Source organism: Desulfobacterales bacterium, assembly GCA_034003325.1.
Lineage (GTDB): Bacteria > Desulfobacterota > Desulfobacteria > Desulfobacterales > JAFDDL01 > JAVEYW01.
Map to the genome: position 1 here is coordinate 188,617 of JAVEYW010000006.1, position 24,353 is coordinate 212,969.

Annotated in this window: 23 protein-coding genes and 1 tRNA gene; 11 read left to right on the forward strand and 13 right to left on the reverse strand. The window is 50.3% G+C overall.

The annotated features are described in order from the left end of the window. Nucleotides 1–116 precede the first annotated feature (116 nt). The 13 genes from RBT11_08435 to lptF form a co-directional block, all read right to left on the reverse strand. Nucleotides 117–989 carry a glycosyltransferase gene (locus RBT11_08435; GenBank protein ID MDX9786790.1) on the reverse strand — a complete coding sequence of 291 codons (873 nt, stop codon included), beginning with the start codon at nt 987–989 and terminating at the stop codon, nt 117–119. Between the two features lie 31 nt (nt 990–1,020). Next, nucleotides 1,021–2,034, reverse strand: a complete 1,014-nt coding sequence (locus RBT11_08440) for a glycosyltransferase family 4 protein (protein MDX9786791.1) — start codon at nt 2,032–2,034, stop codon at nt 1,021–1,023. A 38-nt stretch (nt 2,035–2,072) separates the two neighbouring features. After that, entirely contained in the window at nt 2,073–2,699 is a 627-nt protein-coding gene (locus tag RBT11_08445) for a methyltransferase domain-containing protein (protein MDX9786792.1), read from the reverse strand. An 11-nt stretch (nt 2,700–2,710) separates the two neighbouring features. Then, nucleotides 2,711–3,307 (reverse strand): CatB-related O-acetyltransferase, encoded by a 597-nt coding sequence (locus RBT11_08450; GenBank protein MDX9786793.1) that lies wholly within the window; start codon nt 3,305–3,307, stop codon nt 2,711–2,713. A 23-nt stretch (nt 3,308–3,330) separates the two neighbouring features. Beyond that, on the reverse strand, nt 3,331–4,218 hold the full coding sequence (locus RBT11_08455; GenBank protein MDX9786794.1) for a lipopolysaccharide kinase InaA family protein: 888 nt from the start codon (nt 4,216–4,218) through the stop codon (nt 3,331–3,333). Next, the gene (locus RBT11_08460) at nt 4,187–5,392 is read right to left on the reverse strand and encodes a glycosyltransferase family 4 protein (protein MDX9786795.1); all 1,206 of its coding nucleotides are present in this window, start codon (nt 5,390–5,392) and stop codon (nt 4,187–4,189) included. The genes RBT11_08455 and RBT11_08460 overlap by 32 nt, the downstream gene beginning before the upstream one ends. 187 nt (nt 5,393–5,579) lie before the next feature. Next, the gene (locus RBT11_08465; protein ID MDX9786796.1) at nt 5,580–6,434 is read right to left on the reverse strand and encodes a hypothetical protein; all 855 of its coding nucleotides are present in this window, start codon (nt 6,432–6,434) and stop codon (nt 5,580–5,582) included. Further along, complete coding sequence (locus tag RBT11_08470; GenBank protein MDX9786797.1) at nt 6,431–8,056, reverse strand: glycosyltransferase family 39 protein; 1,626 nt, start codon at nt 8,054–8,056, stop codon at nt 6,431–6,433. The genes RBT11_08465 and RBT11_08470 overlap by 4 nt, the downstream gene beginning before the upstream one ends. Nucleotides 8,057–8,067: 11 nt before the next feature. Continuing rightward, nucleotides 8,068–8,982, reverse strand: a complete 915-nt coding sequence (locus RBT11_08475; GenBank protein MDX9786798.1) for a lysophospholipid acyltransferase family protein — start codon at nt 8,980–8,982, stop codon at nt 8,068–8,070. A gap of 44 nt (nt 8,983–9,026) precedes the next feature. Continuing rightward, nucleotides 9,027–10,220 (reverse strand): tetraacyldisaccharide 4'-kinase, encoded by a 1,194-nt coding sequence (gene lpxK / locus RBT11_08480; GenBank protein ID MDX9786799.1) that lies wholly within the window; start codon nt 10,218–10,220, stop codon nt 9,027–9,029. Nucleotides 10,221–10,224: 4 nt separating this feature from the next. Further along, nucleotides 10,225–11,550, reverse strand: a complete 1,326-nt coding sequence (locus RBT11_08485) for a 3-deoxy-D-manno-octulosonic acid transferase (protein ID MDX9786800.1) — start codon at nt 11,548–11,550, stop codon at nt 10,225–10,227. 71 nt (nt 11,551–11,621) lie between these two features. Continuing rightward, nucleotides 11,622–12,698: an LPS export ABC transporter permease LptG gene (gene lptG, locus RBT11_08490; protein ID MDX9786801.1), complete on the reverse strand. Its 1,077-nt coding sequence runs from the start codon at nt 12,696–12,698 to the stop codon at nt 11,622–11,624. A 7-nt stretch (nt 12,699–12,705) separates the two neighbouring features. Then, entirely contained in the window at nt 12,706–13,929 is a 1,224-nt protein-coding gene (lptF, locus tag RBT11_08495; protein ID MDX9786802.1) for an LPS export ABC transporter permease LptF, read from the reverse strand. 308 nt (nt 13,930–14,237) lie between these two features. Between lptF and RBT11_08500 the strand changes: the two genes are divergently transcribed. The 11 genes from RBT11_08500 to RBT11_08550 all read left to right on the forward strand — a co-directional run bounded on the left by RBT11_08500 (nt 14,238) and on the right by RBT11_08550 (nt 24,353). Further along, on the forward strand, nt 14,238–14,993 hold the full coding sequence (locus RBT11_08500) for a hypothetical protein (protein ID MDX9786803.1): 756 nt from the start codon (nt 14,238–14,240) through the stop codon (nt 14,991–14,993). A gap of 242 nt (nt 14,994–15,235) precedes the next feature. Beyond that, on the forward strand, nt 15,236–16,819 hold the full coding sequence (gene serA, locus RBT11_08505) for a phosphoglycerate dehydrogenase (protein MDX9786804.1): 1,584 nt from the start codon (nt 15,236–15,238) through the stop codon (nt 16,817–16,819). 54 nt (nt 16,820–16,873) lie between these two features. Further along, a complete protein-coding gene (locus tag RBT11_08510; protein MDX9786805.1) occupies nt 16,874–17,233 on the forward strand; it encodes a DUF1844 domain-containing protein in 360 nt (119 codons plus the stop codon). A gap of 25 nt (nt 17,234–17,258) precedes the next feature. After that, a complete protein-coding gene (ispE, locus tag RBT11_08515) occupies nt 17,259–18,116 on the forward strand; it encodes a 4-(cytidine 5'-diphospho)-2-C-methyl-D-erythritol kinase (GenBank protein ID MDX9786806.1) in 858 nt (285 codons plus the stop codon). Between the two features lie 51 nt (nt 18,117–18,167). Then, nucleotides 18,168–18,242 (forward strand) — tRNA-Gln (locus RBT11_08520). 51 nt (nt 18,243–18,293) lie between these two features. Continuing rightward, nucleotides 18,294–19,232 carry a ribose-phosphate pyrophosphokinase gene (locus tag RBT11_08525; protein MDX9786807.1) on the forward strand — a complete coding sequence of 313 codons (939 nt, stop codon included), beginning with the start codon at nt 18,294–18,296 and terminating at the stop codon, nt 19,230–19,232. A 39-nt stretch (nt 19,233–19,271) separates the two neighbouring features. Further along, nucleotides 19,272–19,895 (forward strand): 50S ribosomal protein L25, encoded by a 624-nt coding sequence (locus RBT11_08530; protein MDX9786808.1) that lies wholly within the window; start codon nt 19,272–19,274, stop codon nt 19,893–19,895. A gap of 110 nt (nt 19,896–20,005) precedes the next feature. Further along, on the forward strand, nt 20,006–20,614 hold the full coding sequence (gene pth / locus RBT11_08535) for an aminoacyl-tRNA hydrolase (GenBank protein MDX9786809.1): 609 nt from the start codon (nt 20,006–20,008) through the stop codon (nt 20,612–20,614). An 18-nt stretch (nt 20,615–20,632) separates the two neighbouring features. Next, on the forward strand, nt 20,633–22,642 hold the full coding sequence (locus RBT11_08540) for a sodium-translocating pyrophosphatase (protein ID MDX9786810.1): 2,010 nt from the start codon (nt 20,633–20,635) through the stop codon (nt 22,640–22,642). A 159-nt stretch (nt 22,643–22,801) separates the two neighbouring features. Beyond that, nucleotides 22,802–23,329, forward strand: a complete 528-nt coding sequence (locus tag RBT11_08545; protein ID MDX9786811.1) for a CarD family transcriptional regulator — start codon at nt 22,802–22,804, stop codon at nt 23,327–23,329. Further along, entirely contained in the window at nt 23,316–24,353 is a 1,038-nt protein-coding gene (locus tag RBT11_08550) for an RluA family pseudouridine synthase (protein MDX9786812.1), read from the forward strand. The genes RBT11_08545 and RBT11_08550 overlap by 14 nt, the downstream gene beginning before the upstream one ends.

A 24,353-nucleotide genomic window follows, 5' to 3' on the forward strand; every position in this document is an offset into this window, starting at 1 on the left:
GTTTCTTAAACCCCTTCGCAATTGCTTGTCATTAAAGTTGGACCTGCGTGAAATTCATCATCGATTCCCATTTTCGGCTGCCGGGTACGGATATTTGGGGGTGCCTGAGTCAGGTGCTATTTGTAACCGAAAACCCACCGCCAATGCCAGAAATGTTTCCATAACGGGCGCTTTTTTCTGACGCCGGTCCCCTGCCGATGATAGGTATGGCATACTCGCCAGCTGAAATTGAGAAACAGTCGGCTATGACCGGCATTCGGTCCATATTCGAGGATTTCCCGATTTTTTCTGGCATCAATCGGTGTGTTGAAGCGAAGATCCCGCTCAAGGGAGTGGTAGGCCGTTTCACGGTTGATGTCCTTTCTTTCAAAGCACCTGTAGTTTCGATTCATTTTAATGAACCGCGTTCCGTGATATTTTTGAATTTTGACAAAACGATAATCTTCCGCACCATAGTGCCCAGAAAATTCCTCATCGTATCCGTAAAATCTTAAAAACCGGGCCCTGGATATCAAGAAAATATTCGGGTGGGGATGGGGTCTGGCGCCCTGCCGAAAGATGCGGTAACAATGCCGGCCGCATTCACCGCGTTGAACCATATACCGAAGTGTTTCTTCCGGAAATTCATGATCCAGATCCGTTATCAGGACTTTATCGGACGGTGCGTAGATAACCCCCAGGTTTCGGGCCCCTGCTTGATTCCAAGGGATATCGTCCGTGATTTTCAGCCAGAGAAGATTCAGATTCAGATCCGGAATGTCGTAAGTTAATGGCGAACCATCGTCCACGATGACAAACTGAATGAGGTCCAGCAGGGCCGGTGAGTAGGTTTCATATCGTTTTAATAAGTCCATCACGGAGGTGGCATCGGTTTGATTCAGGTAAAAATGAGTGACATAGGTCAGCCGGATATGGGATTTGTCGGCTGCAAGGCGATGCGTTGCAGCAATCGTTTTTTTTTGTTTTTGAGCGGTAGCAAGAAGTTGCATAGAGCCCTGTTGATGATCGTTGGTCCGGGCATTATGCGCCCGGTTGAAATAACCCGTTGAAAGAAGCAAGCCAAGCCTGCACCGAATAGTTTTCCGTTACGTGGTGATAGCCGTTATTTCCCAATGCCGAGCGCTTTTCTCGATTTTCTATTAATTGACTCAAACAGGCGGTCCACTCATCGTCGGAATCAGCCAGCAGGCCGGTTTTTCCGTGAAGGATAATTTCAGAATTCACCCCGACGGGCGAAGCGACGGCGGCAATCCCCAAACTTAGATACTGTATCAATTTAAACCCGCATTTGCCCCGAGTCCACGGGTTGTCCGGAAGCGGCATGACACCGATATCAAAGGCGGCGCAATTGGCCACCTGTTTTGCGTGGGTCCATTCGATCGGCTGAAAATTAAACTGCTTATATTCCGGTGATGAAAAGGTCTTTTCAACATCATTGCACACCACTGTGAATTTTACCCGGGGGAAATTCCGGCTGATATTTTTCCATAGGGGCAATTTATCGATCCAATAGGGCAGTGTGCTTTGCGAGCCCAGCCAGCCGATGGTCACTTCTTTTTCCTCGGAAGATTTCCGGTGGGGTGTATGCCAAACATTCGTATCGATAACACTGGGGATTTTTATAATTTTTCCCCCATCGTTATATCGGGCCGCCAATTCACCCAGAAACCCATTGCCGACAACCACCCGGTCCGCCGTCTCCGTCATTCGTTGAAACCGCCGGGCCAGCCGGCTGGAATCGAATTGTCCCCTTTTTGAATCATGATACATGACCGAATCGTCAACATCATAGATCAAATGCCGGCTGTTTTGACGCAGTGACCATAAATCCATTCTTCCCAGCAGTCGTTTTTGCCAGAAAACAATATCGAAGCCGGCTAATCTGCTGAAGAACCGGCGTCGGGCGAAAAACCCGTGTGGAAAAATAAGGATTTCATGGTCGAGCCCCGATTCTTGGATATAGGGAAGGTATTGCGCAACGCGAAACTTAAAGCTGGCTTTATCCGGTCTTGTGGTCACAAAAGCGACTTTCATTTCGGACTCTTTCTTCTTTTTGTGGCCGCCGACAGCCTTTAGGGTTCCTTGGATAGCTGTTTAGCGGGGCGCAAGGTGACCTGAAGCGCATAACAGGGAATCAAGTAGCACAGATTTTCCTCATAGAATTCCATCAACCAGGTATTCAGATTGAAAAATGATTGAAACATGCGTTTTACCAGTTTTCGGCCTTTCCACGGGGAGGTGAACACAATCGTGATATCTTCCGTGATGAAACCGAATTCCTGATAAAAAGAGGGGACTTTTCTTTTGAATCTGTCCTGGTGGTTGGAGAAATATTCAAAGGTGTATAGTCCGAAAAACCGCTTATGGGTGTAGTCGGAGTAGTAATAAGGATTTGAAAAATGCGGCACATATAAAAATTTCCGGCCATCGGGTTTAAGAACGCGCCAAATCTCCTTCATCAAGAACTCGAAATTGTCAATGTGTTCCAAAAAGCTCTTTGAATGAATTTCATCCACTGAATTATCCGGGAAAAAAGGCAACCCCTCTTCCAGATCCGCGACAATATCGACGTGCGGCATTTCCATTTTATCGATGCAGATCCGACCGGGCCTTTTTTTTTCGCCACTGCCCAATTCGATAATAACGGGTTCCGGCTGTTCCGTTTTTTTTTTCAAATCGATTTTAAAAATTGGCGGCATAACACATCCCCCTATATTTTATCTTGCGCGGCCGAAGTCAGGAACCGTTCGATATCATGATTCAATAGCATGGGAAGCATCTTTTCTATCTTCGATTCAGGCCAATTCCACCATTTCGAATTCAGCAAGCGTTGAATGGTCATATCATCAAAGCGTTTTTTTAGCACCCGGGCCGGATTGCCCGCCACAACGGCATAAGGCGGAACATTTGCGGTGACAACGGCTCTAACGCCGACCACCGCCCCATCGCCAATTTTTACGCCGGACAAAATCACGGCTTCTTGGCCGATCCATACATCATTTCCTATTTCCACATCGCCCTTTGTTTTTGGATGACCCTTGATGTGGTTTGCCGAATGCCACAGAACATTAAACGGGTAGGTGGTTACCCAGTCGATGCGATGTTCTCCTCCGAGAAAAATTTGCACGCCGGCTGCGATGGAACAAAAGGCGCCGATTTTTAAAGTGGCGCCGTCTTTTCGCCGCAATATTCGAAGATCGGAGCCGTACGTTCCACGGCCGATCTCATATTGCGGAAATTTTTGCTGCAGGGTTTTCGGATGGCCGATTATCCATTTCTTCAACAGGGTCATTAGCTTGATGTGCATAGGGTGCATGTGCTTTCAATCCGTTATGAAGCCTTGTGGGATGAACGCCGGCGCGCCCTTATTTTTCGGGTGTGCCGCGCAATCCGGCTGGTTTTGCGCTGAATCCAAACCAACAAGGCCCGGTCCGTCAATCGCAGTCGCTTCGTCCGGTGATAGGTTTGAAACAGAGTCGTCCGGTCATTTTCGTCAAAAAGCGGCGCCGGCATGGAATAAAATAATTCCGCCAGGATTTTGATGCCCCATTTAAAGCGCATCCACTTTTTTCGATCCACTCGCTGAAGATCGAACAGCGCCAGGGAAAATTCCCCATCCTTATCTTCAGGGCCGATCAGGACATGCGTTGCGTTGAAGTCGCGGTGGTTTAAGCCTTTTTCATGCATGGTTCGGGCAAGACGGGCAATGGCGGAAATGATTCGATGTTTGCGCTGTTGTCCGATCGGGCCGCTGAGCTTTTCGGGGTGATCGTGTATCAGCTTTTCCAAGGAGATGAAAGGGGAGACATCTTCCGTCACCAGAAAGGATTCGTATCGAAAAAAGCTGAGTTGCCGTTCCCCAGCCGCCACGGGTGCAACCGTTGGAATACCGTTTTCCCTGAATTCACAGATGGTTTCAAATTCAGCCATTCCCGGAGAGGTGCTTCTTCCAGAGACCCAAGCCGCTATGCGTGCGCACACGCCCAGTCGCTCGGCAATATGGCGTTTCAGGAAAAAAACGCTTGTTTTTCCGCAAGGATGGACTTCCAGGCGGGTGACACTTCTTTCCCGGATCTGTTTAACGAGGGTGCCGCCCCCATATTGATAGAATCCGTCAAAGTCCATCAGGCCGTTTTCTGATAGGATGGGCGCATAGTCCCGATTGATGACCATGTTCTGGCGGGCATCAATTTCTATTTTTTGGGAACCGATGCTCATTCGCTTTTTCCTCGCATACGCGAGCATACAGGTCAAAAAGCCGGCGCATATGGTTTCCCATGGTGAAAGCGGTTGCCTTTTCAGCAACCCGCTGTCTTATGGCCGCCCGGTCGGAAACGGCCAGAAAATCCTGAATCCGGGCCGATAATTCATCGGCATCCCCTGTTTTTAAGACAAACCCCTCCCGGCCGTTTTTGATGATTTCAGAGGCGCCGTTCATTACGGTGGTGATCACGGGTGTGCCGCAGGCCATGGCTTCAAGGCAGACATTGGCAAAGGGATCATAGCGGGTCGGCAGTACCAGTAAATCAACGGCGCCGTATAAGCGTTCAAGATCTTTTTGGTATCCCAAGAAAACGGTGGCTTCTCCCAAACCGGCCTTTTCGGCCCATCGGCGATAGGGTGGAATCGGATCAGCGCCGGCTACAAAGAGCCGAATGTTTTTGGCGCCGCTGCGGGCGGCCGCTTCGATCAAAACGGGAAGCCCTTTTTGCTTGAATTCGTTCCCCACAAACAGGATCGACAGATGGTCCGGCTTAATGCCGTATTGCATTCGAAAGGCGTCACCGAATCGATCCCTTGCGGTGAGATTGAATCGACTCGTATTCACACTGTTGTAAATGACGTGAATTTTTTCATCGGGTATTTGATAGTGGCTGCGGATCTGATCCTTTACCAATTTCGAATTGGTTAGAACGAATCTGGCGCCGTTTTGTTGAAAGATTCGTTTTTCCAGAAAAGTCAACACCTGGCGTCTGGGAGTGATCGCTTTGAACTTTCTAAGCAGGGGGTTGGTATATCGTTGTTCCATCTGGACCGGATTGATGCCGTCCGATGCCCGGAAAATGTCCTGGTTCCAAATCCGTTCCATGCTTTGAACCACGTCCAACTGAACCCCGGAGATTCGTTTAGATGCTATCAGGGCAAAGGAGAGGTTTTTCCCGGGAGAGGAGAATGGAAAGACCGGGACATGATGGAGTTGCACCCCGGGTATTTTTTCTCCGGTAGTGGCAAAGACATGAACTTCATGTCCCCGGCGGGCCAGCTCCGTGCTGAGGGACAGGGCGTACCGTTCCAGCCCCCCCTTGGTTGAAAGAAAGTGCCGGCATACCAACCCGATCTTCATCGGAGAGCACCATAGCAAATACGCTTGCCCGGCTTTTTTACGCGCCATTCCCGATTCTGATCAACGCCGCATTCCGAAGTGAGGACTGTCGGATTATTGGCTGAGTCTGTGTATGGGGTCATGGATAACCATTCAATCAATTCAGTGGCGGCTTATCGCCGGTGAACAAAAACACTCATATTATTCGGCGGCGGAACATTGTCAAGGCGCAATTCCTGACCAAAATTCCTGACCGTTAAAACGCTGCATGATAGGTGGTGTCAAACTCGGTCAGTGCGGCTTTCTCTAAATTAAAGAGCGTTGTTCTCAGTTTGGCAAGATATTTAACCCGCTGCTGTTGGGTCATGCCGCCAAGAGAACGCATTTCATCCAGGTCGCAGAGCACGAAACGCCACGAATCTCCCTGCGCAACGGGAAGTAAATTGGTGACGGGTTCCGCATAGAGCACGCCCTTTCGGTGAAGATCGCCCATAAAGGCGCCCAACGCGCGCACCAGGGGTAGAAGCTCGCCTTTTTGGTGCTCTCTTTGAAGCACTGCCGCCAGCGTCTGATTCGTTCCTGTCGACAGCGACGCGAAAACCGCCTCGCGGGGAATAAACAACCCTTCCCTTCTGGCATAGAAAAGAGGTTCAACCGCATCAATTCCCATCTCTTTTAGCCGGTAGTAAGCACACATGGCCTTTTTCGCCAGGGTCCTTCTCAGCAGATTTCTGGCCCGGATTTTGAGAGGGGCTTCGTGCACCTTGTAATGCTTCAGATACACATCCTTATTTTGGGATAAAACGGAACCGGAAACATAGGTATGCTTGTAATCGCTGGCATAAAAAGGCGTAAAAAAAGCGTTCCTTTCTTCAGAAAAAAAGGCTTCAAGCATTTTTTCGACTTCGATGTCGGAGATGGAATGATCCCGCCTGCCCCGCCATCCCTTGATGGAAAAAGGGGACGTCTTGTTTTTCCATTCGCCATAAAGGCCATTGTCTGTTCTGAATATGGCGATTCGGCATGAAATTGAATTTGCGCCCATGCTGATACCTTCGGTGGTTGCCGCCGATGCAGTGGCGCCGTTTTTAATAGTTCGAGAGTGCTTCACGGCTGCCTTTCATTTATTGACTTAAGGGTCGCTCCGGTTTTCGAGGGAAGTATAACCTCATAGAGGATGAGCCTGCCCAGCTTTTTTGAGTGCCACTCTCGAATGTTGTGAAAGCCGTTGGCCGAATTCACGGACGAGGGCGTTATTCCCTCATGTTGCCATCCCGCCTGATCCCATATGAAATAGTCATATTTTTGGTTTTGGATAAACTGGAGCAGCTCGGCCTTTGTGCGATAAAAAAGTGCCCCAGTATCAAAACAGGGCGCCCATGGCGTGTTCACATTGGCATAAAAGTGCACATCCGTTACCCGCTTAAAGGCTCCGCAGACGGATACGGCCCGCTGTCCTGTTTCGCGTTGCGAGATGAAAAGGCCGATTTCCCGGAAGATCAGCTTGTCCGCATCATAATTTGCCCGAATTATTTTGGGTGCAACGGTGAGCAGAACGAGCGCACACACAACGGCATATCCGGTGGCCGGTCGACACCGAAACCGGTTTGATAAAAACAAATGAAACCGCTTGATGCCGGCGCCGATGAAAATAAATGCCGGCAGCAGAAAAACCGCCAGGTGGCGCTCCGCCGCATGCCACGCGCAGAACGTCTGAAAATAGAGCAGCCCCAACGCAGAAATGCAAATAAAGGCGATATACCGGATTCGTTTGTCCGTCCATGCGGAATGTCCCAGGGAAACTGCGCCTGCGAGAAGAAAGCCGAAAAAAATATAAAGCAGCGTTTCCACGATAAGGACGATGAGGGCGACAAGGGCGATAATCCAAACCAGACTTCTGATTCTGTCGAAGAAATACTTGCTGACAGTAAACAGGTCGGGTTGGTAAAGGGTTTTTAACTCGTTGCGCAGACCTTCGTATTGGGAAATCACCCCTAAAGGAAGATTCAATATTCTTTTGGGGTTGAGAATTTCAACCCAATTAAGTCCCAGGCCGGAAGCCAGCCCAATGAGCATGAATAGCAAAATAATATAGGGCGTTAAGAAAATGAGTAGATCCGTCCATCTGTTCCGGTTTTTAATAAAAGGCAAATAACATGCGGTTACCAGAATATAAAGGGAGCCTTCAATACGGGCCCATGTCGCAAAGGCCAGGCAGAAACTGCAACACAGCAGTACCCCGGGGCGCCTTTTTTCGATGTGAAGAATAAAAAGATACAGCCCCGAAACTGAAAAAAACCAAAACAGGGGGTCTCGCAGGGCATCCGTTGAGACGAACGTATAGGCCGGCAAAAGGGCAAACACCAGGGCGGTCAGCGACGCGACGGTATCATCGAAAAAGCGGCGCAACAGCCAATAAAAGGGAATAATGGTAAGGGTGCTGAAAAAGATGTTAACGCTTTGCGCCGCTATCACCCAATCACCGAAAATGCGATAGGCCGCGCAGACCGCTACCGGGTAGGGAGACAAATAAGAATAACAACTCAGAATCTGATCGAACAGGCCGAAATAGAGGGCTTTTGCCTGCTGAATGTATAAATGGCTGTCCGGGCTGATAATGGGGATTTGATAAAATAGATAAATCCTTGCCGAAAAACCCAGGGCAAGAACGCATGCCGCGGCTCGGGACAGGTTCAGTTGAACAGGCGAATTCGTTAAAGGCGCAAAGGGCATCCGGTTTTCCGTTAGTTCTTTTGTGCCGCCTGGGCCATGGCCGCGGGTGGTTTGGTGTTCCAACGCCTGTGAACCCAGAACCACTGGTCCGGATAGCGGCGGACCACGGATTCAATCACTTGATTATAAGCGCTGGTGTTGGCTTCAAGATCTTTTATCTTATCTCCCGTTCGAATGAGCGGGACTTCCGGCAGAATCATTCCCGTAAACCCTTTTTTCTCTCTCAGCAGAAACGCGGGAACCACCGGGGCGCCCGTTTTAAGCGCCAGAAGCGCCAAGCCTTCGTTGGTACAGGCCGGCATATTGAAAAAAGGGACAAAAACACCTTCCCGGGCGGCCACATTCTGGTCCATGAGAAGTGTTACCATTTCCTTTCGGTCCAGGCTGTTTAATATTTTTCGAAACGATCTTTTCTTGGGGATCATGGAACCACCGTAACGGGTACGGCTTCTTATGGTGAACCGTTCCAGCGGCTTGAAGTCCAGCGGCCTGTATACAATACTAAACGGGTGCCCGACCAAATGTCCCACCACCGGCATCAGTTCCCAATTCCCGAAGTGCCCGGTCAGCACCAGGACGCCCTTGCCTTTTGCGTAGGCGGTTTGAATATGCGCCATTCCCTCAATTTTGACGTGCCGGCGCAGTTCATCATTATTCAGGCAGTTGGACCAGCAAATTTCATAAAGCAGTTTTCCCAAATTTTCAAAAACGGCTTTAGCGATCCGTTGGATTTGCGCGTCCTTTTTTTCAGGGTAAGCATTGCGCAGATTATTGAGGGCGATGTTTCGGCTTCGCTTGACGATGGTATAAGCCAGCCGGCCCATGGCGACCCCTGTCCCGATGCCTATTTTTCGGGGTAAAAAACCGAAAATCCGCGTAAAACAAAAGAGCGCAGAATCGATGATAGGGTCTGTAAGGTTTCTCATTGCCTTCGATGGATGAATGAATTGCCGATGACGAAAAAAAGGTTTTATATCACGCGGCCGCTGAATATTGTCAAGCCGGAATTGGCGCATGATTTGCCGATTAAATCAAAGAGCCTCCTTCTGATCAGATCATGAAATGCGGTTTTGTGCGCACCAAAATCGTGCTCGATTCCCAATACCACCAGATTCGCCGGCCATTGGGTGAGGCCGTTGATTCTGCAGATATCCTTCTGTGTCGTTACGATGAGCTCCGCTTTTACATCGCGGGCTTGGTGCTGAAGCGCGGCCACGTCATCCGCGCTGAACCAATGATGGTCCGGAAAGGCTGCCGTTGCGGCCACCGTGCACCCCAGTTCGGTTAAGCTGTGATGAAACCCGGGGTTATCCGCAACCCCTGAAAAGGCGAACACGCGCTTTCCCCGAAGTAAGGTGCGGGCGGCGCCGGCGGTTTTTAGGAAAGTTTCCGCTGTCGCGGTTTTTCCCATCCCAATGAGATTCTCGATGACGGGTTCGAGTTGCGCCCGAAAAACCGGTTTTTGAGCGGCGTATCGGTTGACGGCATGAAGCAGTTCCGGCGCCGAAGGACTTTTCGGTCGGCATCGGGTTTCCACAATGACATCCGCCCGGCCGATAGCGGACACGGGTTCTCGTAAGGGGCCGCGCGGCAACAGATGGCGATTTCCAAAGGGGCGGGTCTGATCCACTAAAAGCAAGTTGATGTCCCGCCTCAACTGAAGGTGTTGAAAGGCATCATCCAGAATAATGACCTCTGGAGAAAAGGCGGCGATAGCCCGGGTTCCCGCCATAAACCGGTTTTGCCCCACCACCACGGGAATATCGGTTAACGCATTTGCGATCATGAAGGGCTCATCACCAGATGCTTCAGGCGTGACAAGGGTTTTTTGACCATCGCTCACAATGCCGCCCGTTTTTTCGAGATTGCCCTTGTAGCCCCGGCTGACAATCGCCACCCGATAACCGAGGGATCGGACCAGCCGTGCCAGATAGATGACCATCGGGGTCTTACCGGTGCCGCCCACCGTGATATTGCCGATCGAAATAACGACACAGGGCAGCTGTTTTAGTTTGGCCGGCCGAAACTCGAATGCCGCTGATCTGAGGCGCGCGAGCCCGCCGTAAACCAGGGAGAGTCCCCACAGAATCGTTTCGAAGGAAAAGGTTCGAGCGGCCTGGTTGCTTTTCATGGCCGATGTGATTCTGCGAATAAGAGGTGACACCGGCTTACTCCTGCTGGTCATCGTGAGGAAGGAAAGGGGCCGTCAAGGATAACATCTTTTTCACGGCGCCGCCGTTCGATTGAAATATCGATAAAGAAATTTTCCCCATGGCATGGGCTTTTTCGGGGTTAGAGAGCAGGGCATTCACGTTACGATAAAATGCCTCGGCATTTTGAACCGTTACAGCGCCGCCGGCGGATTCAAGCGCGGTCGAAATGCTCATGAAATCTCTCATATCCGGTCCGAACAGGATCGGTTTGGCCCATGCCGCGGGCTCCAGGGGATTATGCCCGCTGCACGCGACCAGGCTTCCGCCCACAAAGGCGACATCGGCCAGGGCGTAAAAGTCGCGTAACAGGCCGAGCCGATCGACGATGATGACATCCACGGATTGATTGCTCGGGTTATCTTCCAGCGCCGTCATGGTAAATGCCTTCAAATGAGCGGACTTAGCCAGTTGCGTAACGGACGCCGCGCGTTTCGGGTCTCTGGGTGCTACCATCATCACGAGCGAAGGCCATTGGGTTTTTAGACGGCAAAACGCGCCGAGTAAAATTTCTTCTTCGCCTTCATGCGTGCTGCCTGCTACGATCACGGGTTGAGCCGGGTTGATGGCAAGTGATTGGCGGCGTGCAATGAGCTGCTCTGGCGTCAGCACGGGCCGGTTCTGGTCGAATTTCAAATTGCCGGCCATGACAATCCGGTGTCGTGCAATCCCCAGCCCGCTGAATCGCTCGGCGTCCATTTCGGATTGAGTACAAATATAGGTGAAGGCCGAAAAAACAGGTCCGAAAAAAAACGAAAAACGTTTATAATTGCGATAAGCACGTGCAGAGAGCCTGGCATTTACCAAAAAAGCCGGAATGTTGCGCTTTTTTAATTCGTTCATGAAGTTGGGCCAAATATCCGTTTCAACCATCAGCACCATCGCCGGATCAACAAGATGAAGCGCCCTTTTGATTGAAAAAGGAAGATCATAAGGAAAAAAGCGAATGGCGGACGTTATGGAATGCAACCGTTCCCGGGCGATTCGATACCCCGTCAGGGTGGATACCGTCAGAAGCACCGGCCGGCCGGGATATTGCTGCGTTAATCCGGAAAGAAGCGGTGTGGCGGACAGGACTTCCCCCACGGACAAGGCGTGAACCCATATCGGTTTTTCCGATTTTAATGTGCCTGTTTTCCCGCGTGGAAGCGGTTGGGATGGGGCAACCCCCAGCCGGGGCAAAACGGTTTTTCTCCGTTTTTCAGAACAGAGAACAGCCGGCAAAATAACCGGCAGCGCGATGAGGACGGCAAGAAATAACAATGCATTGTAAATAATAACCATTTAAGGTTTTCACTCCCATAGTTAGAACCGTCTTATCGGTTCTCAGAACCCAACGAAGGCCACAACCCCGCTCAATCCGCATTTAACAAGGCGATACCGCCCAAGCAGAGGAAAACCAGGTTGGTCAGCCAGGCCGATATGACCGGGAGAAGAATGCCCCCGTATCCTAGAGAGATACAAAAACTAAAGACCACCCAGTATAGAAAGATGATAGCGATGCCCCAGGCAATGATCAGGGACAGGCGTTCCTTGAAAGCCCTGCGCACGGCAATACCGCTGCCTACCATGGACATGATCAGACAGGCAAAAGGCAATGCCGTTTTTGCGTGAAGATCCACACGATAATTCCCGGCGTCATACCCTTCGGCCTCGATGTCGCGGATATAATTGCGAAGCTCATCGAAACTCATTTCTTCCGACTTTTTCGCCACCTGGCTTAAATCCTCCGGCACCAGATCCACCGGCTCGGTTTTTTGGGAATGAAAGTTAACTTCAAGGGCATGGGGCTTCGTGTTGATCCGTTGTTCCATGACCGTGTCCAACACCCATTCCCCGTTTTTAAAAACACCTTTTACGGCATCGATTCGCCGAATCAGCTTGAACTGGTCATCGAATTGATGGAGCGTAACGCCGAAGACGGCATTGTCCACCGGATTATAATGGGTGATATGGGTGATGCTTTGTTTCCCTTTGATCCAGATATTATTTTCCCGCGTGGCCATAGCGGAGACCTTTTTAACCTCCCTCAAATAAATATCGTTTGCTTTGGCCATGGTCGTGGGGACAATCCCTTCTGAGAAAAAAAACAGGAGCAGACCGCTGCCCAGACCGATGAGGGCGATCGGCTTAAAAAGCGTATAAATGCCAATGCCGCTGCTTCTTAAGGCGACGAGCTCATTTTTTTTGTTCATCAGTCCCAAGGTAATCAGAATGGACAACAGGACGCCGACCGGCAATATTTGGGCGATGATAAACGGGATTTTGAAAGCAAGAAATCGAAAGGTGGCGGCCAGGGGTGCGCCCGCTTCCATAAAATTATCCACTCGTTCAAAGAAATCGACAATCATGTACACGCAGACAACCATGACCATGATCATGCTGAAGTATTTGACAATTTCTCGTATCAGATATTTATGAAGGATGTTCATGGGGGATTCAGTTGTCCGTTGATTCCGTAGAACCGTCAACACAGGCGGCCTCGGAGGGGTCGGTCAGGCTGTTTATCCGGGTTTTTTTGATCCGATCGATCAGATTCGAGAACAGCAATGGTTTTTCGTTGGCGACTCGAATCAGCAGGAAAAGTCCCAGCCCGCCGAAAAGAATATTGGGCAACCACATTCCGATAACCGGCGGATAGATACCCGCTTCTCCAAAGACCCAACCGGCGGAAAGGATCGAATAATAGAGCATAAAGAATAGAAGCCCAAGGCCGATCCCGGAAGATTGCTTGACGAATTTGGTTCGAATTCCCAAGGGGAACGCCAGCATTCCCAGCGCGATACAGGCAAAGGGCAATGAGAATTTTTTATGAAATTCTATCAGAATTTCATAGTAAACGTTGTTTTTTTCTGTTGCGCTGCCAATAAAGCGCTGCAGTTCGGAAAGGCTCATTTCCTTTTTATTTTTTTGAGTTCCGGTTGCGGTCCGGTATGCATTTTTCAGGTTGAGCCGGACATCGTAAGTTTTAAAACGGATGGCATGGGAAGCTTTGTCCTTTAATTGAACCTGATTGATGAATCCATCCATCAGTCTTAAATGGAATGTATCGTTTTCCGGTGAATCGATCAACTGACCGAGGGGCGCTGTAACCGTTACGATAATGCCGCGGTTATTTCGATCTTCGATAAATACATCCATCAGGGATTTTGTTTGCGGATCGGATTTGTTGAAATAAACCATCATGCCTTGAAAATTGTCATTAAATGTCCTTTCCTTCAGCAAAGCGGCATAGCTGGATGTTTTCAGTTCTCCCATAAGATTGCGCACGGAGAGTTTGCCCCAGGGCAGGCCCGCTACGGTTGTAACGCATGTCGCTGCAAAGGTGAGAATGCAAAACAGAAGAATCGGCGGCGTCAGGCGGTAGATACCGATTCCCCCGGCTTTTAACGCAATGATTTCATTGTCGTTGGACATTTTGAGCAAGGTCAGCAGCACCGCAATCATGGTCGACATTGGAATGATGAATTCCAGAAAAGAGGGGATTGAATAAAAAATCATTCTCACGACGGTGATAAAGCCGACGTGATAGTTAACGACCAGATCGGTGATCCGAAGGAGTGTGGTCATCAAAAATATAAATAAAAGGAAGACGACGCTCAGCAAAAATGGCGCGAAAAGCTCCTTGAAAATATAACGATTCACCACGGAATTTATTTTCATGCGATAATGCAGACCTTTATGATCTTTAATCGATATTCTGTCGACTTTTTGCGAAGTTGAATCAGGTCTCTACCTATTGTTTTTTATAGGGCAAGTCAACCGCCGTTTATCCGGTTGACGGCCTGAACCCAAAAGGCCGGAACTGCCGATCGATCCACCGATGCTTATTCAGGGTATCCTGCTGAAAATGATTGACAATATAGGGATTTTATCTTTATTTGGGCGATGGTTTTTTAGACGCTTAGTGGAACGCCGATGGCGAGCCGAGAGGAGAAAAGAATGGGGACGGTTTATCACGAGAGAGATTCATGAATAAGCGACACCATCAGGAATCTTTGGCAAAACTGCTTATCTATATTTTGGGCCGAAACCCCGGGGAGTTCGGCCTGGTTCCCGATGCGCGCGGGTACGTCAGGATAAAGGATTTGTTAAAAGCGATTTGTGAGGAGGATGGCTGGCGGCACATTCGGCGCAGCCATCTGAATGAAGTGGTGCTGGTGAATTCAAATCCGCCGATTGAAATTGAAGGGGAACGGGTGCGGGCCGTCGATCGGGAGGGCTTGCCGCGGTTGACGGTTTCGGAAGAAGTGGTGAAACAATTATATTGCTGCATCCGCAAAAAGGCATATGCCGCCGCGCTGGAAAAGGGCGTTTTGCCGGGAGCCGACCCTTTTGTCATATTGAGCGATGATAGGGGGATGGCGGAAAGATTGGGGCGCAGATACGATGCCGCCCCGGTGCTTCTCACGGTGTCGGTTTCATTGATGAAACGCCGCGGGCTGCCATTGCAGTATGCCGGTGGAACGCTGTACCTGGCTGAACGGATTCCGCCCGACTGTTTTACCGGCCCGCCGCTGGCAAAAACCCGGGAAGAAATCAAATCCGGGGAAATTCCAGCTCGAGTGCCGGTCCCGAAAACGCCGGGCAGTTTTTTTATTGAAAGGGATGATGTTAATCAACAGTCCGGAATAAAGGAAAAAAATGTCAAAAATGACGACTGGAAGCGGGCGCGCCGACAAATGAATCGACGGCACAAGGGGAAGAATAAGTGGGATAATTGTTGAAAGCATCAAAATGCGGCATAGTTATTGATGAGATAATAAAGCTTTTTCATTCAATCCCATCGAAATAGCGGTTAAGGTGGGGGGTTGAATTTTTAAATACGCTTGTATATCGAAGGTTTGGACTTGACAAACCCAGGATAACGACTATGCTGGAGCCCGTTCTGAAAAGGTCACTTTTTTTATAATAGAAAGTTATAGCGTTTCATCATGGTGTTGAGGCGTACAAATGAGGAGGAAAGATCATGAAGGTTTTGGTAAGTGATAATCTCGGGGAAGAAGGCGTTGAGATGTTTCGTGCGGCTGCAGGGATTGAGGTGGATGTTCAAACCGGGCTGACACCTGAGGCGCTAAAGGAGATTATCGGAGATTATGACGCGCTGGTGATTCGTAGCGCGACGAAAGTGACGGAAGATTTGCTGAGCCGTGCGCATCGGCTGAAGGTAGTCGGACGGGCAGGAATCGGCTTGGACAATGTGGACATTCCAGCGGCCACCAAGCGGGGAATTGTGGTCATGAACACCCCGGGCGGCAATGTTGTTACCACGGCGGAGCATGCCATAGCCATGATGTTGTCTTTGTCGCGCAATATTCCCCAGGCTACGGCGACGTTGAAGGCCGGGCGATGGGAAAAGAAGAAGCTTCAAGGTCGTGAATTATATAATAAGGTGCTGGGCGTGATTGGATTCGGGAAAATCGGCTCCATCGTAGCGGACCGGGCAAGGGGGTTGAAAATGCAGGTGGTGGTGTATGATCCCTTTGTTACGGCCGAACAGATTGAAAAGGCTGGTTTTGCCGCCGCTACGCTTGAGGAGCTGTACCGGAAATCCGATTATATTACGGTTCACGTTCCGAAATTAAAAAATACAACGGGTCTGCTGAATAAAGAAGCCTTTGGCCAGATGAAGGACGGGGTCATGGTCATCAATTGCGCCCGGGGCGGAATCGTAGAAGAGAAGGATTTATACGAGGCGATACAGTCAGGCAAGGTGGCCGGTGCGGCGTTGGATGTATTTGAGGTAGAACCGCCTGAAAACAATCCGCTTTTGGAGTTAGACCCTGTGATCGCGACGCCGCACTTGGGTGCATCCACCAAGGAGGCCCAGACCAATGTTGCGGTCGCTGTTGCCGATCAAATCATTGACTATCTGCAAAACGGTACGATACAAAACGCCGTGAACGTGCCTTCCGTCACGGGTGAACTATTGGAAAAGCTTGGCCCCTATTTATACCTCGGAGACAGAATCGGTGTGTTGGAAGCACAGTTGGTATGCGGGCCGATCACGGAAGTTCATATCGAATATAACGGTGATTTTCACGGTCTGGATCTTTCGCCGGTGACTTGTGCGGTTCTTAAGGGACTTCTGACATCCATCGTTAAGGACGATGTCAATTTTGTAAATGCCGGTGTGTTGGCAAAAGAAAGAGGCATTAAGGTAACCGAAGGGGCTACAGCTACCTCGGATGATTATACCAACCTGATTACTGTGCGGGTCGTCACAACCGAGATGAGTTGCTCGGTGTCCGGCACCATTTTCGGCAAAAATGACGCCAGGATCGTTATGATCAATAATTTCAGATTGGAGTTGATTCCGGAAGGGCATTTGGGACTGATTCATAATCAGGACATTCCTGGCTCCATCGGCGAGATCGGCTCAGCACTCGGCTTGTTCAACATCAATATCGGCAGAATGCATGTGGGCCAGGAAAAGGATGGAGCGAGAAATATTATTTTCTTGCAGGTCGATACGCCGCTTAGCGAAGAAGTGATAACGCATCTGCGGTCGCTGAAAACAGTGAAGACAGTGATTCCTTTGGAGTTTCCGTGATTAAACGCAGACATCTGCCGTCTGGCGTTCCACACGCGGCGGCGAGGAGGTAACATGGCGGAGGAAAAGGATTTTATTCTTAAGGACAAGGAGGGCAATGCCGCCCGGAACAGTGGGGACGGTGCGGGGGCGGAAAAGCCATTCGCGGGCCGGAAGGGGGATTCACCGCTTCCAGCCATTGATTTTTCGACTTTTATCATGTCCCTTAATGCATCTGCGCTGGTGAATTTGGGGGTCATTGAGGATCCTGTCACAGGTCAGAAAACGAAAAACCTGTCCATTGGAAAACAAACCATTGATATCATAGGGATGCTTGAAGAAAAAACCCGTGGCAACCTGACGCCGGATGAAGGCGCGCTGATTAAAGGAATGCTCTATGACTTGAGAATTACATTTGTCAAACAATCGGGTTGATACTGGTTCCGAATATCAAAAAACGATGAAATTGCTATCCCCCGCCAAAATCAATTTGTTTTTACACGTTACCGGCAGGCGAACCGATGGGTATCATGACCTTTTCACGCTCATGTGCGGGGTAGGGCTTTACGATATTCTCGAGTTTGATTTTAACGTGGATGGCGTTTCCATCCACTGCGAGCATCCGGATGTTCCGGCCGATTCATCCAATCTCGCGTATCGCGCGGCCCGGTTGTTTTTTGATAGGTTAGGCAAAATCAACGGGCATATTGACCCTTGCGTCGGCATTTCATTAACCAAACAAATACCGGTGGCGGGTGGACTCGGTGGCGGAAGCAGTAACGCCGCCACCGTTCTGATCGGGCTTAACCGGTATTTCAATTTTCCCTTTTCTCAGATTGCACTCCGCGAAATGGGCCTTTCCCTCGGGGCAGATGTGCCTTTCTTCATTCTGGGCAGGCCGGCGATTGCCACGGGGGTGGGAGAGGTGCTGACGCCTATTGATAACTTATTTAAATTTTATGTTTTACTGGTTAACCCCCGTATCCATGTCGCCACTGCCGACGTCTATAAAAACCTGAATTTAGGATTGACAAACAGCCAAAAACTAAATAAAGAAAGCTTTTTTAGGGTTCGGAAGCTGAATCCGGTCCGTTATTTATGGAACGACCTTGAGACGGTGACAGCCTCAAAATTCCCTGAGATTCAAAAAATAAAAGAAGCGCTTCTGGCCAACGGCGCGGATGGTGCGCTTATGACAGGCAGTGGCCCGACCGTGTTCGGGCTTTTTTATGATTTGAAAGCTGCGCAAAATGCGCAATCGGTTTTGTCGAAGTATTCGTCATGGCGCTTGTTTCTTGCCGAATCTATCGGTGGGTAGGATGTGATCCCTATCGCCACAACGGGATCTGCGGGGTGGGTTTTTTTACACTGGGGCGTCGTCAAGCGGTAAGACACAGGATTTTGGTTCCTGCATTCGGAGGTTCGAATCCTCCCGCCCCAGCCATTTGTTTATGAGCGTAAGGGGCTGCCAGCGTGTGATTGAGAGGAAGACTTGATGGACAACATGATTATTTTTTCCGGCACGTCAAATCCGAAGCTGGCCAATGCCGTTTGTGAATACCTTCGAATGTCTATTGGGGGTGCCAAAGTTACCACATTCAGTGATGGTGAGATTCAGATTGAAATTGATGAGAACGTTCGATCAAAGGACGTTTTTATTATTCAGTCCACCTGCCATCCGGTGAATAAAAATTTGGTGGAACTGCTCCTGATGATCGACGCCTTCAAGCGCTCATCTTCCCGCCGAATCACCGCCGTCATACCTTATTACGGGTACGCCCGCCAGGATAAAAAAGTTGCCCCGAGGGTGCCGATCAGCGCCAAACTGGTGGCGGATCTGATTACAACCGCCGGTGCCAATCGTGTTATTACCATGGATCTTCATGCCGGACAGATTCAAGGATTTTTCAATATTCCAGTGGATAATCTTTTTGCGGCGCCTGTCCTGATCGACTATATTAAACAAAATTTTGACAATGACCTGGTGATTGTCTCTCCGGATGCCGGCGGTGCGGAACGGGCGCGAGCCTTTGCCAAACGGCTTGGTGCGGGACTCGGCATTGTTGATAAGCGTCGGGACAAGCCCAACCAGGCAAAAGCCATGAGCGTCATCGGCGATGTCAGCGGCAAGAGGGCTATCATTGTGGATGATATGGTGGATACTGCGGGGACACTTACGGAAGCGGCCGCCGCGATTATGCGCAAAGGGGCAAAAGAGGTTCATGCGTGTTGCGCCCATTCGGTTCTTTCCGGACCAGCGGTTCAACGAATTGCCGATTCGGAACTCACCAGCCTGGTGGTTACCGATACCATCCCGTTAAGTGAAAAAGCCCGAGAAATTGGTAAAATAAAACAGCTCTCCATTGCGGAGCTTTTTGGGGAAGCAATCATTCGAAGTCACAGCGGGGACTCGGTGACGTCTCTATTTGTTTAACGTGCGACATTATAATGTATTATCAGGGAGGAATGTTCCTTGGACCTTATCGAATTAAAAGCGGCTATAAGAGCGGAAAAGGGAGATGGGCCGGCCATACGACTCAGACAGGCCGGCAGAATGCCGGCTGTTTTATATGGACCCGGCAGTGCACCCGTCATGCTTTCGATTGACAGGCGGGATCTGGAGTTGATTCTGAAAAAAAACAGTGTCTCGCAGGTAGTTTTGAATCTTGCGGTTGACGAGCTCAGTGGCAGCAAAGCCGCCATGATCAAGGAGCTTCAAATTGATCCGTTATCGGGCGGTTATCTTCATGCAGACTTTTACGAAGTGGCGATGGATCGGAAAGTTCTCGTCAAAGTACCGGTCGCCACCAAAGGTAAATGCATCGGTGTTGAATTGGGTGGCATGCTTCAGGTGATCCGTAGAAAACTGGAAGTGCTTTGCTATCCGAACAGCATTCCCAAATCGATCATTATTGATGTTACGGACCTGGGGTTGGGCGGGTCGGTTCATGTGGAAGATATTGTTTTAGAAGGCGGCGCCGAGATTCCCCATGATGTCAATTTCACCGTTCTTACCGTATTGGGCCGAAAGGTTGAAAAGGCGGAGGGCGAGGGGGAAGCGGTTGAAGAAGAAGTGGAAGCTTTGGGAAAAGCTTGATCATTCGTTTTTTTTCGAATGTTTTTTGATATACCCGGCTGACGGGAATGGGTTTGAAGTGGCCTTCCGTATCCTTGAAGGATAGGGATTACGAATCGGATCGAATAGGTATGCAAAACGAGACGCTTCGTTTGGTGGCGGGGCTGGGTAATCCCGGGAAGGATTATGAAAACACCCGTCACAACATCGGGTTCACAGTAATCGACCATATGGCGCGCCTGTTTGATATTCAGCTGTCGACTAAAAAATTCGACACTATTTTCGGACGCGGCAGTATTCAAGGCGTGCCTGTAATTTTGGCCAAGCCGCAATCCTTCATGAACCGAAGCGGACGGCCTTTAAGACAGCTCGCCGGTTATTATAGAATTCCAAGCCGGGAGATGTTGATTCTTCATGATGATATCGACCTGGCATTTGAAAGATTAAAAATTAAAGAGAAAGGAGGCGATGGCGGACATAGAGGTATTAGATCAATTATTGAAGCCTTCGGCGGCGGCGAATTCACAAGAGTTCGCATCGGCGTAGGGCGAGGCACCAGGGCACGCGAAGACGGTGCCGATGTGGCCGGCCATGTACTGAGTCGCTTTAATAGGAGCGAGGCCCGAATGCTGGATCGGATAATCGAACGCTCTGCGGAAGCCGTGGTGATGGTCCTTTGTCAAGGTGTGACAGTTGGAATGAACAGGTACAATACAAAGACTAATGATGTTCAGCTATAACAATGGATGGAGGAAGTAATGGAAGGTTTATTGAAAAATATACCGGTGGTATGTACGCTGGTGGGGCTCCTCGGCGTGCTGTTTTCAGTTATGCTTGCAACAATCGTCAAGGCGGCTCCTGCCGGTGACGAAAAAATGCAGAAGATCGCCAGTGCGATCAAAGAGGGTGCCATCGCGTACCTGAATCGGCAGGCCAAGAGCATGGGCATTGCCGGTGCGGTCATTTTTGTGATTATTTTTGCCACCCTGGGCGCGAAATTCGCACTGGGTTTTCTTCTGGGCGCGGTGGCTTCTTTTGTGGCTGGTTATGTCGGCATGCGGGTTTCCGTTATCGCCAATGTCAGAACCGCGGAAGCCGCTAAAAAAGGCATGGCTGCCGGTCTGGCGCTGGCATTCAAGGGCGGTGCCGTTACCGGTATGATCGTTGCCGGTCTGGCGTTGACCGTTACCGCTGGTTTTTATGCAGCGACGCATGATGTTATGGCCCTGGTCGCTCTCGGGTTTGGAGGTAGCTTAATCTCCATTTTCGCCCGTCTCGGCGGCGGTATCTTTACCAAGGGCGCGGACGTCGGTGCGGACCTGGTCGGTAAAGTCGAAGCCGGCATTCCCGAAGATGATCCGAGAAACCCGGCCGTTATCGCCGACAACGTGGGTGACAACGTGGGTGACTGCGCCGGTATGGCCGCGGACCTTTTTGAGACCTACGCGGTGACAGCAGTGGCCGCGATGTTGATCGGCCATCTCATGTTCCCGAAAGTTCCCATGGCCACCGAATTTCCGCTGGTTCTGGGTGCGGTTTCCATTATCGCTTCCATGATCGCGATCTTTTTTGTCCGGTTGGGCAAAAGTGGTTACATCATGGGCGCCCTTTATAAAGGAATGTTCGGTGCCGCGATTATTGCCGCCGGTGCGTTCTATTATATGTGCCAGACCATGATGACCGGCATGGGTGACATCACCGCCATGGACATTTATTACTGCACCCTCGTCGGACTTGTTCTGACGGTTGTTATCGTTATCATTACCGAATACTACACCGGAAAATATGCGCCGGTTCAAGGGATTGCCGAAGCCTCCACCACCGGTCACGGCACCAACATCATCGCAGGGCTCGCTGTTAGCATGCAGTCCACGGCTGCGCCGATTTTGGCCATCTGCCTTGCGATTTATCTATCCCATGCTTTTGCCGGCCTTTATGGTATTGCCATGGCCGCCATGTCCATGCTGTCCATGACCGGTATGGTTATCGCGATCGATGCCTACGGCCCCATTACGGATAATGCCGGTGGTATCGCGGAAATGGCCGAGATGGATGAGAGCGTTCGCGCCGTTACCGATCCGCTCGATGCGGTCGGCAACACCACCAAGGCGGTTACCAAAGGGTATGCCATCGGCTCCGCCGGTTTGGCCGCGCTGGTGCTTTTTGCTGCGTATGTGCAGGAATTTACGATTCGAGGTGGTGGTGAGGTGATTCGGTTTGATCTGTCCGATGTGAAGGTTATCATCGGTCTTTTCATCGGTGGGTTGCTGCCCTATCTGTTCGCCTCCATCGCCATGAAGGCCGTCGGCAATGCCGGTGGCGCTGTTGTGGATGAGGTTCGTCGTCAGTTCCGTGAAATTCCCGGCATTATGGAAGGTACCGGCAAACCCGATTACGGTGCCTGTGTGGATATCGTCACCAAGTTTGCATTGAAGGAAATGATGATTCCGGCGCTGCTGCCGGTCGTTGCTCCGCTGCTGGTCGGCTTCCTTCTGGGCAAAGTGGCTCTGGGTGGCTTGTTGATCGGTAGTATCGTTACCGGCGTGTTTGTCGCCATCTCCATGACCACTGGTGGCGCTGCCTGGGACAATGCGAAAAAATACATTGAAGACGGTCATCTGGGCGGCAAAGGCAGCGATGCCCATAAAGCCGCTGTTACCGGTGACACCGTAGGCGACCCGTACAAAGATACGGCCGGTCCCGCGGTTAACCCGATGATCAAGATTCTCAACGTGGTTGCCTTGCTGATGGTTCCCTTCCTGATGTAATTCAACCCGACGTTTTCAGAAAAGAAAACAATTAAAAGGATTGGCGCGTTTGCGCCAATCCTTTTTTATTGATTGTTCACGGCCGGAATGATAAAGTAACCTTTAATTAAGGTATGTTTACTACAGCAAACGAAATAGGGTGATATTACGGATTTATTAATGAGAGATAACACGAACAGTGAGTGCCAGCGGTTACGGGAATTCGTAGTAGGCGATCTTGCGGTATACCCGGCCCATGGTGTCGGTCGAATCAATGCCATAGAAAGCAAGGTAGTCAATGGGGAAACGCATGATTTTTATATCATGAAGATTATCGAAAACGGTATGGTGATCATGATCCCCACGAGCAATGTGGAATCGGTCGGACTCAGGGACGTTATCAAAGCGGAGGATATCCCAAAAGTTTATGAAATAATGAAAGAAAACAGGGATAGCCCCATCGACAATCAGACCTGGAACCGGCGCTATCGGGAGTATATGGAAAAGATAAAAACCGGATGTTTGAATGACGTTGCTGAAGTGTTTAGGGATTTATATCTGCTGAAATTAAATAAGGATCTTTCCTTTGGTGAGCGCAAGCTTTATGATACGGCGCAAGGACTGCTTATTCGGGAGCTGTCCACGGCCAAAAATTCAGATGAAGCGACCATATTAAAAGAGATAGAATCCCTATTTGCCTCCGAATAACCTTCCTTTTCCCCCTATGGACAGATGCAGCAGGGCCTTTGAATTTACCATTGAAGCGCCCGATGAGGGAAAACGCCTTGACCTTCTGATTTGTGCGCATGCGCCCGGTTGTGCGAGGACGCTTTCTGCTAAGCTAATTCGTTCGGGAAGCGTGCATGTCGACGGCCATGTTAAAAAGGCCGGTTATCGGGTTCGAATGGGCGAAAAGGTCAGCGGCATTATTCCGCTGCCCGTGCCGGCGAGTTTTGAGCCTGAGCCGATCGCGTTGAGCGTTCTATATGAAGATACGACGATTATTGTCATCAACAAGCAGCCGGGTATAGTGGTGCATCCGGCGCCCGGACATCGAAACGGAACGCTTGTCAACGCCATTTTGCACCACTGCCCTGGGATTGAGGCCATTGGCGGAGAAATCAGGCCCGGTATCGTTCACCGGTTGGACAGGGATACTTCCGGCACCTTGGTCATTGCGAAAAATGCGGTTGCCATGAAACATCTCGCGGATCAATTCAGGGACAGGCATGTTCAAAAGGAATATCTGGCCTTGGTGTGGGGGTGTGTTGCCCGCGATTGCGGTACGATATCTTTACCCATCGGGCGTCATCCGGTGGATCGAAAACGGATGAGCACGGTCAGTCGCAAAACGCGAATCGCCGAGACCCACTGGCAAGTCGAATCGCGGTTTGATCAGGTGAGCCTGTTGCGGGTTCGGATTCGAACCGGTCGGACTCACCAGATTCGTGTGCATTGTGCCGCGATGCACCATCCGGTTATCGGAGATTCTGTCTATGGTGGCCGGAATTTAGGCGCCAAATACCCCCCGGCGTCGCCCGCCGTTCGTGCGGCCATTGAAAGCATCGGCCGACAGATGCTGCATGCCTGGCGGCTCGGCTTTACACATCCTGTCAGCGGAAAAGAAATGATGTTTGAATCCCCCTTGCCTTCGGACATGACCTTTTTGCTTGAAACCCTGCGGTCTACGCCCGATCCGGCTAAGCTGTTAACACACAGTGAAAAGATGTAA

Bases quoted from the DNA above. Each gene is read 5' to 3' on its own strand.
- RBT11_08435 (MDX9786790.1), bottom strand. From the start codon at position 989: ATGCAACTTCTTGCTACCGCTCAAAAACAAAAAAAAACGATTGCTGCA.
- RBT11_08440 (MDX9786791.1), bottom strand. From the start codon at position 2,034: ATGAAAGTCGCTTTTGTGACCACAAGACCGGATAAAGCCAGCTTTAAG.
- RBT11_08445 (MDX9786792.1), bottom strand. From the start codon at position 2,699: ATGCCGCCAATTTTTAAAATCGATTTGAAAAAAAAAACGGAACAGCCG.
- RBT11_08450 (MDX9786793.1), bottom strand. From the start codon at position 3,307: ATGCACATCAAGCTAATGACCCTGTTGAAGAAATGGATAATCGGCCAT.
- RBT11_08455 (MDX9786794.1), bottom strand. From the start codon at position 4,218: ATGAGCATCGGTTCCCAAAAAATAGAAATTGATGCCCGCCAGAACATG.
- RBT11_08460 (MDX9786795.1), bottom strand. From the start codon at position 5,392: ATGGCGCGTAAAAAAGCCGGGCAAGCGTATTTGCTATGGTGCTCTCCG.
- RBT11_08470 (MDX9786797.1), bottom strand. From the start codon at position 8,056: ATGCCCTTTGCGCCTTTAACGAATTCGCCTGTTCAACTGAACCTGTCC.
- RBT11_08475 (MDX9786798.1), bottom strand. From the start codon at position 8,982: ATGAGAAACCTTACAGACCCTATCATCGATTCTGCGCTCTTTTGTTTT.
- RBT11_08485 (MDX9786800.1), bottom strand. From the start codon at position 11,550: ATGGTTATTATTTACAATGCATTGTTATTTCTTGCCGTCCTCATCGCG.
- lptG (MDX9786801.1), bottom strand. From the start codon at position 12,698: ATGAACATCCTTCATAAATATCTGATACGAGAAATTGTCAAATACTTC.
- lptF (MDX9786802.1), bottom strand. From the start codon at position 13,929: ATGAAAATAAATTCCGTGGTGAATCGTTATATTTTCAAGGAGCTTTTC.
- RBT11_08500 (MDX9786803.1), top strand. From the start codon at position 14,238: ATGAATAAGCGACACCATCAGGAATCTTTGGCAAAACTGCTTATCTAT.
- serA (MDX9786804.1), top strand. From the start codon at position 15,236: ATGAAGGTTTTGGTAAGTGATAATCTCGGGGAAGAAGGCGTTGAGATG.
- RBT11_08510 (MDX9786805.1), top strand. From the start codon at position 16,874: ATGGCGGAGGAAAAGGATTTTATTCTTAAGGACAAGGAGGGCAATGCC.
- ispE (MDX9786806.1), top strand. From the start codon at position 17,259: ATGAAATTGCTATCCCCCGCCAAAATCAATTTGTTTTTACACGTTACC.
- RBT11_08525 (MDX9786807.1), top strand. From the start codon at position 18,294: ATGGACAACATGATTATTTTTTCCGGCACGTCAAATCCGAAGCTGGCC.
- pth (MDX9786809.1), top strand. From the start codon at position 20,006: ATGCAAAACGAGACGCTTCGTTTGGTGGCGGGGCTGGGTAATCCCGGG.
- RBT11_08540 (MDX9786810.1), top strand. From the start codon at position 20,633: ATGGAAGGTTTATTGAAAAATATACCGGTGGTATGTACGCTGGTGGGG.
- RBT11_08545 (MDX9786811.1), top strand. From the start codon at position 22,802: ATGAGAGATAACACGAACAGTGAGTGCCAGCGGTTACGGGAATTCGTA.